Source organism: Streptomyces sp. NBC_00344 (assembly GCF_036088315.1).
Classification (GTDB): domain Bacteria; phylum Actinomycetota; class Actinomycetes; order Streptomycetales; family Streptomycetaceae; genus Streptomyces.
The window spans coordinates 6450963-6465339 of record NZ_CP107996.1 but is presented as its reverse complement, the minus strand read 5'-3'; the positions used below and the strand labels follow the sequence as shown (position 1 = coordinate 6465339).

Here is a 14377-nt window from a genome sequence, read left to right as displayed (position 1 = left end):
TGCCGTGCCGTGCCGCTGCCGAGCATGGACAATCGCGGAGTGACCGAATCGCCGGCCGATCACGGCTTCGCCGGACAGACCGCCTGCAGCAACAGCGACGCGCGCACGCCGTGGCGCGCGTTCCTGCGCACGGAGACGGGCAGCGCCGCCGTGCTGCTGGTGGCCGTGATCGCCGCGCTCGGGTGGGCCAACATCGACCTTTCGTCCTACGAGGGTTTCTGGCGGACGCAGTTGTCGCTGCGGGCGGGATCTCACGAGGTCTCGCTGGATCTGCGCGAGTGGGTCAACAGCGGACTGATGACCGTGTTCTTCTTCGTCGTCGGTCTCGAGGCGCGCCGTGAGTTCGACATGGGCGAGCTGCGTGAGCGGCGGCGGGTGGCCCTTCCGGTTCTGGCCGGTGTCAGCGGCATGCTCCTGCCCGTCATGATCTACCTCGGCTTCAACGCGGGACACGGCACCACACACGGCTGGGGCGCCGCGATGTCCACGGACACGGCGTTCGCACTCGGAATGCTCGCGTTGCTGGGCTCACGGCTGCCGGCCGGACTGCGTACCTTCGTCCTCTCCGTCGCTGTCGTCGACGATTTCGTGGCACTTGCCGTCATCGCGGTCGCCTACAGTGAACACATCGAACTGCCGGCACTTCTGGTGGCGGCCGGTATCCTCGGTGTCGCCCTGCTGATCAGCGCGAACGGTGTGCGCAGAGGCGCCGTGTACGCGGTGCTGGCGGTAGCCACCTGGGGGGCACTGCTGGAATCGGGGGTCGACCCGGTCGTTGTGGGTCTGGCGATGGGCCTGCTCACCTACGCCTATCCGGCCGATCGCGGAGCACTCGAGCGCGCGACTGGTCTCTTCCGTCTCTTCCGTGAACAGCCCACTCCTGAGCTGGAGCGTTCCGCGCGGCTCGGGCTGGCATCGGCGCTTTCACCCAACGAACGGCTTCAGCGGATGTACCACCCGTGGAGCAGCTATGTGATCGTGCCGCTCTTCGCTCTCGCCAACTCAGGTATCAGGATCACCGTTGACCGGCTGTCGGCGGCCTTCACCTCGCCGATCACCCTGGGCATCCTGCTCGGATTCACGCTCGGCAAGCCCATCGCCGTCTTCGGCACCGCCTGGCTGGCAAACCGCCTCAGCCGTGGCCGGCTCCAGCCCGCCGTCGGCTGGGGTGCGGTCCTCGCGGGTGGCGCGAGTGCCGGCGTCGGATTCACCGTCTCTCTGCTCATCGCCACACTCGCCTTCGACGGCGCCCAGCTGGAGCAAGCGAAGATCGGCACCATCAGTGCGATGATCTGCGCCTTCATCCTCACCTGGGCCATCAGCGCGGCGATCGCACTCCTGCCGAGGCACCGGCGCACCAGCGCGCTGCTCGGAACGACGGAGCCCATCATCGATCTCGCGACACCGGTCGATCCGGGCCACGACAGAGTACGCGGGCCGTTGAGCGCGCCGGTCACGGTGGTCGAATACGGCGACTTCGAATGCCCGTACTGCGGTCAGGCGGAGTCCGTCATCCGGGAACTGCTCGCTGACTTCGGAGACGTCCGGTACGTGTGGCGGCATCTGCCGCTGACCGACGTCCATCCTTTGGCACAGATCGCCGCAGAGGCATCCGAGGCCGCGGCCCGACAGGACGCGTTCTGGGAGATGCATGACCTTCTGCTCGATCATCAGAGTGCTCTCCACCCCTCTGACCTGCACCGTTATGCCGACGAGCTGGGGCTGGACACCCAGCGGTTCCAGCGGGACATGCGTCAGAAAAGGGGCGCGGCGCGGATCGCCGAGGACGTGGACTCGGCCGACACCAGCAGTGTGTCCGGAACGCCGACGTTCTTCATCAACGGTCGTCGCCACAACGGTGCCTACGACATCGGCCATCTCTCCGCGGCCGTGCGTGAGGCCCGCATGCGCGCCGCGCTGGTGCCACCGGACTGAGCCGCGCCCGCCTGTCACTGCCCGGCTGAGTCCGGCTCTCCCGCGCCCCGTGACGGCTCCCGCACTGCGAGGAAGGCCGTCCCGTCGGAGCATGGGACGAGGAGCAGGTACCGGGGACGAAGGGGCACCAGATGGGTGGTGGACGGGACGAACCGGGTCCGGAGGATCAGGACGCCGAACTGAGGCAGGTCGAGGACCTGAACCAGCTCGGCGATCGAGCCGAATCCGCCCGGGAGCACGTGAGCGGAGCTCCGGGCGCTGCGCGGGGGGCCGGCGCACGCGGGGACACGGACCCGGTCGTGGAGTCCCGGCGCCGTGATGCCGTGCTGCTCGGACTGGGCCACGCTCTTGCCGGGGCGGAGTCGCTCGACGAGGCCCTGGACATGCTGTCCCGCTTGCAGGCGCCGGATTTCCCGCTGGACGGGCAGGTCGTGTTCGGCGTCGCGGGGAAGTTCCTGAGCGCGCTCGGTCAGTCCGGCTTCCGGTCCTCGGGCACCGACCAGACCATCCGGATGCCGATGACCACGCACTACCCGGCCGTGGACGTGGCCCTTACGGGACGGCCCGTCTATCTGAACTCGCCGGAGGACTACCGCCGGCGCTTTCCGGTGACCTACCCGCTGTCGGCCCGCATGGGACGCCAGTCCTGGGCCTTTCTGCCCCTGGTGACCGAGGGGCAGGTCAGCGGCGTATGGCTGGCCGGGTTCGGCTCCCGCGTGGCGTTCACCGCGGACGAGCAGGCCCTGCTGGCGCAGGCAGCGCGGCTGATCGCGCATTGGATGGAGCGGACCAGCACCGACGAGGCGGAGCTCGCTCTCTCACGCGGGCTGCGCCGAAGCATGGGAAGGGCCGGTACTTCGTTCGCCGGGATGAGCATGGCGGCGCGATATATGCCGGCGGCGGGCGGTCTGGTGGTGGGCGGGGACTGGTTCGACGGGATAGAACTTCCGAACGGCAGACTTGCCCTGGTCATCGGCGATGTACAGGGCCACGATGTGCACGCGGCGGGGCTGATGGCACAGCTGCGTACCGCGGTGCACGCCTATGCGGCGGAGGGGCACAGGCCCGACGCCGTCCTGTCTCGGGCGTCGCGCTTTCTTGCCGCGCTGGACGACGACAGGTTCGCGACGTGCATCTACATCGAGACCGATCCGTCCACCAGCGTCATGCGGGTCGCCCGGGCCGGTCACCCGCACCCCGTCCTGCGCATGCCGGACGGCACCTGTGTGATCAAACACGTCCCCGGCGGGCTGCCGCTCGGACTGGCGCCCCAGGAGGACGACTACCCCGTCTCCGAGCTGGAACTTCAGGAGGGCGAGATCCTGCTGCTCTGCACCGACGGGCTCATCGAGACCGGTGGTCACGACATGTACAGCGGCTGGACACGGGTACGGGATGCGCTCTCGCCGGGGCCGGGCTGGGACCTCGAAGGCATGGCCGACCGTTTGATCCAAGCGGTGAGCGGTTCCCCGGCGGAAGGTGACCGGGGCCGGCCGGCCCCGGTCAACGAGGACGACATCGCCCTGCTCCTGCTGCGCCGCGAAACGGGAACTCCGGCGCCCGACGTGCCGGAGCGGCGGCTCGTGCTGACCATCGAGCAGGACCGGGCCATGGGCGTGTCCGAGGTACGCACGGAGCTGAAGCTGTTGCTGCACGACTGGGCCTCACCCGATCAGATCGACACCGCGACCCTGCTGGCATCGGAGCTGCTGGGCAATGTGCTGGTGCATACCGACCACGCCGCCGCTTTCACCGCGACCATCACGGGCGAGCTGGGCAACCGTGTCCTGCGCGTCGAGGTCACGGACCGCGGCGATGAACTGCCGCATCAGCGCGCGCCCGGGGAACTGGCCTCTTCCGGGCGCGGTCTGGTGCTGCTCGACATCCTCTCCGACCAGTGGAGTGTGCGCCCGGAGCCGGAGGGCAAGACCGTGTGGTTCTCGATCGGGGAGGCGTCGGGCGGAGGGGTCTGAGCACGGAATCAAGTCACGGAGTCGCGGCCGTCCGGCCTCTTCGACGGCGCCCTGCACTGATGATCGTTCGTCCCGGCATCGTTCAGGCGGGGCGGTCGGCGGCGCTCATCCTTCCCACCCGGTACGCGGGAGAGTGCTCGGTCAGTCCTCCGGCAGCACGATCACCCAGCGGTCGGCGCGCCGGGGGCGCAGATACAGCAGCCAGTAGAGGCACGCCAGGGCTATCACACTGCCCGTGATCAGCAGGTCCTTCGCGGTCTGCTGTGTCAGTACATAGCCGAGAACGACGACCAGCACGATCGGGACGGCGGGCCACAGCGGCATCCGCCAGACGTGGCGCCCCTCGGACGGCTTCCGCCTGGCAGCGAGGGCGGTGACCGCGACCACCAGATAGAGGGCGGCCACCGCGACGCCGGTGACCCCGCTCAGGGTGTCGACCGGTACGAAACAGAGCACCGCCCCGGGGACGCCGACCAGCAGCGTGGCGATCCAGGGAGAGCCGTAGCGCTTCCCGAGAACGGACAGCGCCCGGTTGACGGGAGTGGGCCAGGCACGGTCGCGAGCCGACGCATAGAGCACCCGGGAGTTCTGGATCACCATCACGATGCCGGCATTGATGATCGCCAGCGCGATACAGAGGCTGATGAAGGTGCCGACGGCGGAATCGCTCCATGCCTGGACCATCGCGGCGAGGTTGCCCTGCGTGAGCGTGGCAAGGTCCGGGGCGCCCAGGGTGATGGCCACCGTCGGCACGATGATGACGAGGGCCCCGATCGCGAGAGTCCACATGACGGTACGGGGAACGGTGCGATGCGGCTGCTCCATCTCCTCCGAGAGATAGACGGCGGTGGAGAAGCCCTGGAGGACGAAGAGTGCGAGCGCCAGCCCTGCGATGACGGCGGCAGCGGTGAGCGGGCTCGTACCCGTACCCGCCCCCGTGCCGACGACCGGGTGCACCAGAACGGAGGGTGACCTGGACACGTGGCTGAAGCCGAGAAAGGCGACGCCGGCCGCCGCGATGACCTCCAGCGCCAGGAAGATCCCAGTGATCCAGGCGTTCGCGCGCAGATCGAAGAGACCCATCACGGTGGCCAGCAACATCACGGCCGCGCCGGCGAGCGGGGCACTGACGTGGAAGAGCGGAGCGAGATAGTCGGCGGTGCCGAGGGCGATGATCGGCGGCACGATCATCACGACGATGAGCGAGAGCACGAAGACCAGCCACCCCGACATCCTTCCGAGAAGGGTGCCGACCATCGCGTACTCGCCGCCCGCGCTGGGGACCAGGGTGCCGAGCTCGGAGTAGCAGAAGGCCACCGCTATGCAGAGAACCGCCGCGATCCCGATCGTCAGGGCGGTGCCGGTGCCGAGATCGGCGAAGAACGGCGGCACGATGACGAAGAGTGTGGAGGCGGGCGTCAGACAGGACAGGGTCAGCAGCGTGCCTCCGACAACACCTATGGAGCGGGTGAGTGCACGGGGGCTGTCCACGGCGCCGGCGGGGGGCGCGGCCTCGGATTCGGCCACCAGCGGGGCTGTCGTCCCCAGCGTGTCGGTCATGTATCGAACATCCGATCTCGGTGGTGCTGAAGGGGGCTGTCGCCTCCTGGTCGCGTGCGTGTCAACGAGCATCAAAGGCGCGGCGACAAGCACTCGTCAAGATCTCCCGTTCAACGGATTTCGCAGCCTTCATGGGGTCACACAGCTGTAATCGCCGTCACACCCACAGGGTGACAACGGTTTTCGACGTACGACATCCGCAGCGCCTGATCCAAACTTTCTCGGCACCCGGCACCCGGCACCCGGCACCCGGCGGCCGTCGACCAGAGCCGCATCCCGGCGACCGGCGAACCGGCACCGCTCCGGGCCGGACGGATGATCCGGCCCGGCACGCGACCAGACATGTACGGCAGTTGAGGCACCCCGACCCCTGTGACCCAGGCAACGCCGGAGGCCGTTTCCGGCAACCCCCCTCGTGACGCCAGACACAGGACCCAGATCACATACGACGACGCTTAGTCGATGCCCACCCCCACGATTGCGGCTCATAAATACTTTCATTTCGGGCATTACGCATCATCTCACTATGAGGGGTAGTAGAAGCGGTCATTGCTTCCACTCGGAACGGGCGCTAACCATGGTTCCCGGCAAGCACCGAGAACGAGCCTGCGACCCACGCCAACCGGCGAACGCGGCCAAGACCCTCGGTCCCACTTGGACACGCGCCAACGAAGGCCGCATCGTCGTCCCCCGTACCCGGAAGAGGTCCGCATGCTCCGCTTCACCACGCTCCGCACCGGCCGATCGCGCAAGATCGCCACCGCTGTCCTCGTCGCGGCGGGCGCCTCCACCGCCGTCGCAGCCACCGCCGGTACGAGCAGCGCTCAGACCCCTGCGGCCCACGCGCCGGCCACCATCAAGCCGGTCACGGCCAACGGGCTGCCCATCACGGTCAAGCCGGCCGCCAAGGCGCCGGCCAAGGACGCGGCCAAGACGGACAAGATCGTGGACACGGCGGCCGTCTCGCACCACATCGAGCTCACTGCCACTGCACAGGCCCACGCCGCCAAGCAGGCCGCCGCCAAGCAGGCCGCCGCGAAGAAGGCCGCCGCCAAGCACGCAGCCGCCAAGCAGGCCGCCAACCGCTCCACCCACCGCGCGACCCTGGCGCCCAAGCAGTACCCGAACAACCTCAACGGCTGGATACACGAGTCGCTCGCGATCATGAAGGCCAAGGGCATCCCCGGCACCTACGAGGGCCTGCACCGCAACATCATGCGTGAGTCCGGCGGCGACCCCAACGCCGTCAACGACTGGGACATCAACGCCATCAACGGCGTTCCGTCCAAGGGCCTTCTCCAGGTGATCCAGCCCACCTTCGACACCTACCACGTCGCCGGAACCGCCAACAAGCTCACCGACCCCGTGGCCAACCTGACCGCAGCGGCCAACTACGCGGCCGACCGCTACGGCTCCATCGACAACGTCAACTCCGCATACTGAGCAGGGTCGACCCCAGTTCGTCGCGCGGCCCGGTGGACGGCGGTCACCGGGCCCGCGAGGCACAATACGGCGCTCCGGACGAACAGTTCGGAGCGCCGGCCGCGTCCCCGTAGAGACATGCCCGCCCGCTCATTTCCCTCACGACCCGGGTGCGGCGGGGTGTCGTCGCATCGAGTCCGAGGTCGCGGACGACCCGGCGACCGGGCATCGGCAGCCACCGGCGACGTGTACCGGCCCTGACCCCGGTGTCAGGGCGTGTCGCCCTCCCAGTCCCACAGACGGGAATCGGCGGCGCGCGGTCCGTACAGCGTCCGGCCGCCGGGGCCGTACGAACCGATCTCGGTGCCGAGGGCCGCTCCCTCCCCCAACCGTGTGCGTGTCCACCCGGTCACGTCCAGGAGCAGCCCGTCGAGTGGTCCGCCCACCAGCTCCCGGTACTCGTGCCCGGGCCGCGGCCCCGGATCCGGGTCGTCATGGTCGGCGCCGTACACCCTGCGCCGTATCAACTCGTCCATGAGGCCAGCCTGCCAGCCACCACTGACACCGGCCTCCGGGACGGGCCGGGCCCGCCGATGCCGGCTCTCACCGTGATCCGCGGGGGGCCATGAGCGCAGTGGCCAGCCCGGCGATGTCCACCGGCTGTGTGGTGTCCACCCGGTGCACGGATCCCAGCCCGAGCGGCTCGGCTCCCAGCGACCAGAACTCCCAGTCCCCGCCGAAGCCCTCCGGACCCTCGTGATGTACCGCGTGCCGGGAGGGGCTGCGAGCAGCGAACCGGTCGCGGGCGACAGCCGGCGGCACCTCGCACCAGACCTCGCACACCACACCGGCGCCTGCCCGCTGCAGACCGGCCCTGACGAAAGGCCGTACATGGGCCAGCCAGGGACTCTCCAGCACCGCGGCGCCGCGCGCGTCGGCCAGCAGGGTCCACAGGGTCTCGCCCGCTGCCGCGCCGAGGGCCCGGCTCCACTCCCGATCCGAGCAGCCTGCCGGACGGACGGGCCCCAGAGTGTCCGCCAAGGTCTCCTTGATCGAGTCCTTACTGAAGAGCGGCAGGTGCAACTCGGCCGACAGGGCCCGCGCGAGCGTCGTCTTACCCGACCCGGGCAGCCCATTGACCAGCACGGTGACCATGAGGCGACTCTAGCGCCGTGCACCCGCCCCGTAGGCACTCAGCGGCGGAAGCCCCCTTCGGGCCAGGACCCGCCGACCCGGAGGTGCCCCCGGCGCGGCGAACACAGATGTCCCCGGCCGGTCAGCCGTCGGCCGCATCGGAACGGGCGCCGGACTCGGCCCGGTAGCGCCCGGGGCTGTCGCCGAACGTCCGTTTGAAAGCGTGCGAGAAGGCGAAGGGCGAGCCGTAACCGACCTTCGCGGCAACACGGTCGAGCGACATGCCGGGCTCGCGGAGCAGAGCCGCCGCCCGCGTCATCCGCCACCAGGTCAGATAGGCCATCGGCGGTCTGCCGAGCAGCCCGGTGAACCGCCGCGTCAACGTGGCGCGCGACACCCCCACTTCGGCGCTCAGCGACACAGCGCTCCACGCTCTGGCCGGATCGTCGTGCAGGGCGCGGAGTGCCGGCGCCACCACCGGATCGGACAGGGCGATCGACCAGCCTTCCGTCCTGCCCTCCTGGTTCTCGGCCAGCCAGGCGCGCACCAGATACACCAGCAGGAGGTCGAGCAGCCCGGGGAGCGCGATCCCCGCACCGGGGCGGGAGGCGTCGCTCTCGCGGCCGAGCAGCTCGATGGCCGACCGGATGTCACGGTGGTGGCCCACCCGGGAGGGGACATGCACGATGTCGGGCAGCTCCGCCATCAGCGGATGGGCGCGGGCACGGTCGAGCCGGTACTTGCCACAGAGCAGTTCCGCCCCACCGGCAGGGTGCGCTGGCGGATCACCGGCATCCTCGATGAACCGCAGCTCCTCGCGTGCATCCGTCCAGGGTTCGAAGAACTGGGCGTGTTCGGCGGAACTCCGGTCCATGGGTGAATCCGCCAGGACATGCGCGCTGCCGTGCGGGAGGAGAACGACGTCCCCCGGGCCCAGGGTGATTCCGGGACCGTTTTCGGGCAGTAGCCAGCAGCTGCCCTCGAGCACCACATGAAAGCCGGCGCCGCCGTAGGGGGCCAGGCTCCGGCACCAGGTACCGCGAGCCCGTACGCGCGACGACAACGGCCGTCCGACGCGCAGGGCGGAGATCGCGTCACTCACCACATCCATCGCGTCAGCCTAGAGTGTGCGACACATGCGTATGCCAGAGCGTCGTTGAAGCATTGTCCGGCTCAACCGGATGTTCCTAGGCTCGGGTCACCGGCACCACCCGCCGGAACCGGGCCGGTCCCGTACGAGAGGGAGACCATGCAACGCATGATGTTCGGAAACGTGGAAGTCACCAGGGTCATGGAGGGGCAGGCGCCGTTCGCGCCGACCCGCACGATGTTCCCGGACAGCAGGCCCGAGAGCTGGCGTGACAACGAGTCCTGGCTGGCCCCCGATTTCTGGAGTCCCGACGACGACCTCTTCGTCGCCGCGATGCAGACCTGGGTACTGCGCAGCGAGGGGAGGACGATCCTGGTCGACACCGGTATCGGCAGGTTCCGCCCGCCGGGGGCGCCGTTCGACGGTCTTCTGCGGACCAGCCTGGTCGATGGCCTCGCCGACGTCGGCATCAAGCCCGCCGACGTCGACATCGTGGTCAACACCCATCTGCACTCCGACCACGTCGGATGGAACACATCCGAGCAGGACGGCGTCCTGGTGCCGACGTTCGGCCGAGCCCGCTATCTCATTCCGGCGGCCGACAACGCCGCCACCGACCCGAACAGCCCGCACTACGTCCGGCGTTCGGGCGACACCGCTCAGCGGATCTTCGGCGAAAGCGTCCTCCCCGTGCACCAGGCCGGCCAGGCCGTCCTGTGGGAGGGCAGCCACCGCATCGACGGCAACCTCGTGCTGGAGGCGGTACCGGGCCATACACCGGGCTCGTCCCTGCTACGACTCGAATCCGCGGGAGAGCGAGCTGTCTTCGTCGGCGACATCCTGCACAGCCCGGTGCAGATCCCGGAGCCCGACTGCAACAGTTGCTTCTGCCAGGACCCCGAGCAGGCCAGAAGGACCCGCAGGAGCGTTCTGGAGCGCGCAGCGGACACCGGTGAAGTCGTCGTCCCCGCACATTTCGGCGGTCATGGAGCTCTGGAGGTCCGGCGCGAGGGCTCGGCGTTCGCCATCTCCCGCTGGGCCGCCTTCTCCTGACGCGGCAGGCGTCACGCGTCACCGATCCGGTTGACACAGCGCCCGCGGGTCCGGCCGTGCAGCGGCCGGGCCCGTTCCGACCCTTTGTGTGAGGGTATGGTCTCGTTCGTCAGCCACGAACCGGAGAGAGTGCGATGCGCAAGATCATCCTGATGATGTCGATTTCCCTCGACGGTTTCATCGAGGGGCCGGACCGCAACATCGACTGGCACATGGTCGACGAAGAACTGCATCAGCACCTCAACGACGAACTCCGCTCCCGGGGCGGCTTCCTCTCCGGGCGGGTGACCCATGAGCTGATGGCGGACTTCTGGCCCACCGCCGACTCCGACCCGTCGAGCACAGCTGTCACGGCGGAATTCGCAGGCATCTGGCGGGACATGCCCAAGATCGTCTTCTCCAGGACACTGGAGCGGGCGGACTGGAACACCACCATCATGCGCGAGGTCGACCCCGCCGCGATCACGGCGCTCAAGGAACAGCCCGGCGGCGATCTGACCCTCGGGGGCGCCGACCTCGCAGCAACCTTCCTGAAGCAGGACCTCGTCGACGAGTACCACATCTATGTTCACCCGGTGCTCATCGGGCGGGGCAAGCCCCTGTTCCCCGCAGCCGGCATCCCGGTCACCCCTCTGCAGACGGCCGGGACCAGGACATTCGGAAACGGGGTCGTCCTCCTCCGGTACCGGCGCGCCGAGGCAGCTCCGGCGCGGTGAAGCACGGGACATACGACCCGGAACGGCCCACGCTCACCGGAGAACGACGGCGCCCCTCCTCGGGCGGCCACCTTCCTTTCGCTGCACGCCTCTTGACCTTGGATGCCCCGTTCGCCGAGTGTGTGGGGGCCCGAGCGACATCCCTTGCAGGAGGCGAACGTGAGACGTTGGAAGACTCGTGGTGCAGTCGCCGCAGCCGCGGCGACGCTGTTCCTAGCGACCGCGGCACCGGTTTCAGCTTTGACAACGTTGTCACCCCTCTCCGCTGCACGATCCGGGGCGTCGCTGGTCGATGACCCGTCCGACTACGTCGATCCCGTCATCGGCACCGGCCGGGGCGGTTCCACGGTCGGTGAGATCAACAACTTCCCCGGTCCCGCAGCCCCGTTCGGGATGATGCAGTTCTCACCCGACACGGCCGGCGCCTACGCCGGATACCAGTACCACAGCGACCGGATCCGCGGCTTCAGCATCGACCACGCCTCGGTCGGCTGCACCGCGTTCGGTGACGTGCCGATCCTTCCGGTGACCGGCGATGTCGGCCCTGCGCCCTGGGACAGGACCGAGCACTTCTCCCACACCACGGAGGAGGCAGAGCCCGGCTATTACGGGGTGACACTCGACGACTCGAAGGTCCGCGCGGAACTGACGGCGACGACCCGCACCGGTCTTGCGGCGTTCACCTTTCCCGAGGGAGGAGCCGCGGCGCAGGTTCTGGTCAAGGGCGGCGCCAGCCTCGCGGGCGACAAGCGCGCCGACATGCGCGTGGTCGGCGACCGGCAGGTCACCGGCTCCGCCACCACGGGGAACTTCTGCGGCAAGGGCAACGAGTACACCGTCCACTACGCGATCACCTTCGACCAGCCGTTCACCGCACACGGCACCTGGGACGGCACATCCGTCTCCAAGGACAGCGACACGGTGGACGCACCGAAGGCGGGTGCGTATCTGACCTTCGACACCGCCACGACCCGCACCGTGCGCGCCAAGATCGCCATGTCCTATGTGTCCGTGGCCGGTGCCCAGGCCAACATGGCCGCCGAGGTGCCTGGCTGGAGCCTCGGCCAACTGCATCAGCAGACCCGGGACCAGTGGACGAAGGAGCTGCGCAAGGTGCGGGTGGCCGGCCGGGACACCGGCCTGCTGAAGACGTTCTACACCTCGCTCTATCACGGGCTGATGCACCCCAACACCTTCAATGACAGCGACGGACGGTACATCGGCTTCGACGACAAGGTCCGTCAGCTGCCCGGGGGACGAACCCAGTACGCCAACTTCTCGGACTGGGACACCTACCGTTCTCTCGCGCCGCTCCAGGCCATGCTGTGGCCCCGGCAGGCGAGCGATATGGCGCAGTCCCTGGTCAACGACGCGGTGCAGGGCGGGTGGTGGCCGAGATGGCCGTTCGCCAATGACTACACGGGCCAGATGACCGGCGACAACTCCGTTGCCCTCATTGCCAACCTCTATGCCTTCGGCGCCCGCGACTTCGACCTCAGGACCGCGCTGAAGTATCTGGTCAAGGGCGCCACAACAGTGGACGACAACCCCGGCGCCTATCAGGAGCGCCCGGACGTCGCGCAGTACGTCGAGCGCGGCTACGCGCCCAACAACGATGCCTCACGCGGCGATCACCAGCGCGTCGGCGGCTCCGTCACCCTGGAATGGGCGATCGACGACTTCGGTATCGCGCAGCTCGCGCGTGCCGCCGGAGACACCGAAACCGCCCGTACGTTCACCCGGCGCAGCCAGAACTGGCAGAACATCCTCAACCCCGCGACCGACTACCTCCAGCCGCGTGGCGAGGACGGCCGCTTCCCCGACGGGCCGGGATTCCAGCCGCCTCCGGAGGGCAAGTTCGGACAGGACGGCTTCGACGAGGGCAACGCGGCCCAGTACAACTGGCTCGTCCCGCAGAACACCGCCGGGCTGATCGCCGCGATGGGCGGCCGCAAGGCCGCGGGCGACCGGCTCGACACCTTCTTCTCCAAGCTCAACGCGGGCCCCAACGAGCCCTACATGTGGGCGGGGAACGAGATCGACTTCGGTGTGCCGTGGGTGTACGACTACCTCGGCACGCCGTGGAAGGCGCAGAAGGAAGTAAGGGAAACGGCCACTACTCTCTTCAGCCCCACCCCGGACGGCGAACCGGGCAACGACGATCTGGGGGCGCAATCCTCCTGGTACGTCTGGGCCGCCCTCGGTGTCTACCCCTCGACACCTGGCGAGCCTGACCTCGCCGTGCACAGCCCCATGTTCGAGCGGGCGGTGCTCGACCTCCCCGGCCACGGGCGGGATCTGGACATCCGGGCGCCGCAGGCGTCGGCGAGCACCCCCTACGTCCATGCGCTCAGCCTCGACGGCCACGACTGGGAACGCACCTATCTGCCGCAGTCCTTGGTGAAGCAGGGCGGGCGTCTGGACTTCACCCTGGGGGACAGCCCGGACACCGAATGGGCGACATCGGCGAAGGCGGCGCCGCCGTCGTACCGCACGGGTGAGCGCTCCTTCCTGGCGAACGCGACCCCCAACCAGGTCGTCGCCGAGCCCGGCGGTGCCGGAGTGGATGTCACCGTCGACGCCCAGCGCCTCGCAGGGCACGACCGGTCCCTGACGGTCACCGCGGACCCGCCGAAGGGTCTGGATGTCTCCGGGGGTGCCGAGAAGCAGGTGACGCTCGACGGGACGACGGGTTCCGGGAGCACCGCCCTCACGGTCACAGCACGGCCGGGGACCTCCGAGGGCTACTACGAGATCCCACTGACCGTCAGGGGAACGGGAAAGGCCGGCACCGTACGGCTCTCAGCCATCGTGCTCGTCGGTCCGAAGGCCGGCCTCACCGCCTCGTACGACAACACCGGGGTCTCCGATGACGCCGACCATGGACAGGGCGACTTCGACGGTGCGGGGAACACCTACTCGCGCCAGGCTCTCGCCGCGGGCGGGCTGAAGGGAGGAGCCCGGATACAGGCATCCGGCACGTCGTTCGTATGGCCCGCGGCTCCGCAGGGACGCCCCGACAATCTGATCACGGATGGCCGGACGGTCGATCTGACGGAGGCGGCCGGCCATGCCGGACGGCTGCTGTTCGTCGGCGCGGCCACCAACGGGGATCACCGGGACAGCGCGACCGTGACCTACACCGACGGCACCACCGGGAAAGCGGACCTCTCCTTCGGCGACTGGACGAAGCCGGGCGGCGGTACGGATCCGGTCTTCGGCAACACGATCGTGGCCCGGACCTCCCAGCGAAACCAGCCCGGTGGCACGGGGCCGGCCGTGGATGTCTTCGCCACCAGCCCCTTCGAGGTTGCCGCGGGAAAGCACATCAGGAGCGTGACTCTGCCGAAGAACCCGGAGCTGCATGTGTTCGCCATCGGCCTGGGCTGACGAACGGGCGCCGTGCCGCACGGCGGTACGGCGGTACGGAATCGTTCACTGACGTACCGCCGCGCGGCGGCGCCGCGCAGGCAGGGACCGGCGCACCGGATCCG

10 protein-coding genes are annotated in these 14377 nt (G+C 68.9%); 6 read left to right on the top strand and 4 right to left on the bottom strand.

Annotated features, from left to right (window positions below; all coding sequences use genetic code 11):
* The first annotated feature begins 24 nt into the window (after nt 1-24).
* Nucleotides 25-1935 (top strand): Na+/H+ antiporter NhaA, encoded by a 1911-nt coding sequence (gene nhaA / locus OHS16_RS29330; RefSeq protein ID WP_328540263.1) that lies wholly within the window; start codon nt 25-27, stop codon nt 1933-1935.
* A gap of 131 nt (nt 1936-2066) precedes the next feature.
* On the top strand, nt 2067-3908 hold the full coding sequence (locus tag OHS16_RS29325; RefSeq protein WP_328540262.1) for an ATP-binding SpoIIE family protein phosphatase: 1842 nt from the start codon (nt 2067-2069) through the stop codon (nt 3906-3908).
* Between the two features lie 141 nt (nt 3909-4049).
* On the opposite strand, the gene OHS16_RS29320 is transcribed toward OHS16_RS29325, so the two are convergent.
* Nucleotides 4050-5468 carry an APC family permease gene (locus OHS16_RS29320; RefSeq protein WP_328540261.1) on the bottom strand — a complete coding sequence of 473 codons (1419 nt, stop codon included), beginning with the start codon at nt 5466-5468 and terminating at the stop codon, nt 4050-4052.
* Between the two features lie 711 nt (nt 5469-6179).
* Here OHS16_RS29320 and OHS16_RS29315 point away from each other — a divergent pair.
* Complete coding sequence (locus tag OHS16_RS29315) at nt 6180-6911, top strand: transglycosylase SLT domain-containing protein (protein WP_328540260.1); 732 nt, start codon at nt 6180-6182, stop codon at nt 6909-6911.
* Between the two features lie 248 nt (nt 6912-7159).
* Here the strand turns inward: OHS16_RS29315 and OHS16_RS29310 are convergent, their stop codons facing one another.
* The 3 genes from OHS16_RS29310 to OHS16_RS29300 form a co-directional block, all read right to left on the bottom strand.
* On the bottom strand, nt 7160-7426 hold the full coding sequence (locus tag OHS16_RS29310) for a hypothetical protein (protein WP_328540259.1): 267 nt from the start codon (nt 7424-7426) through the stop codon (nt 7160-7162).
* A 67-nt stretch (nt 7427-7493) separates the two neighbouring features.
* The gene (locus tag OHS16_RS29305) at nt 7494-8045 is read right to left on the bottom strand and encodes an AAA family ATPase (RefSeq protein ID WP_328540258.1); all 552 of its coding nucleotides are present in this window, start codon (nt 8043-8045) and stop codon (nt 7494-7496) included.
* 121 nt (nt 8046-8166) lie between these two features.
* The gene (locus OHS16_RS29300; protein ID WP_328540257.1) at nt 8167-9135 is read right to left on the bottom strand and encodes an AraC family transcriptional regulator; all 969 of its coding nucleotides are present in this window, start codon (nt 9133-9135) and stop codon (nt 8167-8169) included.
* 147 nt (nt 9136-9282) lie between these two features.
* Here OHS16_RS29300 and OHS16_RS29295 point away from each other — a divergent pair, with 147 nt between their 5' ends.
* The 3 genes from OHS16_RS29295 to OHS16_RS29285 all read left to right on the top strand — a co-directional run bounded on the left by OHS16_RS29295 (nt 9283) and on the right by OHS16_RS29285 (nt 14273).
* Nucleotides 9283-10167 (top strand): MBL fold metallo-hydrolase, encoded by an 885-nt coding sequence (locus tag OHS16_RS29295; protein WP_328540256.1) that lies wholly within the window; start codon nt 9283-9285, stop codon nt 10165-10167.
* A 134-nt stretch (nt 10168-10301) separates the two neighbouring features.
* Complete coding sequence (locus OHS16_RS29290; protein ID WP_328540255.1) at nt 10302-10883, top strand: dihydrofolate reductase family protein; 582 nt, start codon at nt 10302-10304, stop codon at nt 10881-10883.
* 249 nt (nt 10884-11132) lie between these two features.
* A complete protein-coding gene (locus OHS16_RS29285) occupies nt 11133-14273 on the top strand; it encodes a GH92 family glycosyl hydrolase (protein WP_328540254.1) in 3141 nt (1046 codons plus the stop codon).
* Nucleotides 14274-14377: the final 104 nt, after the last annotated feature.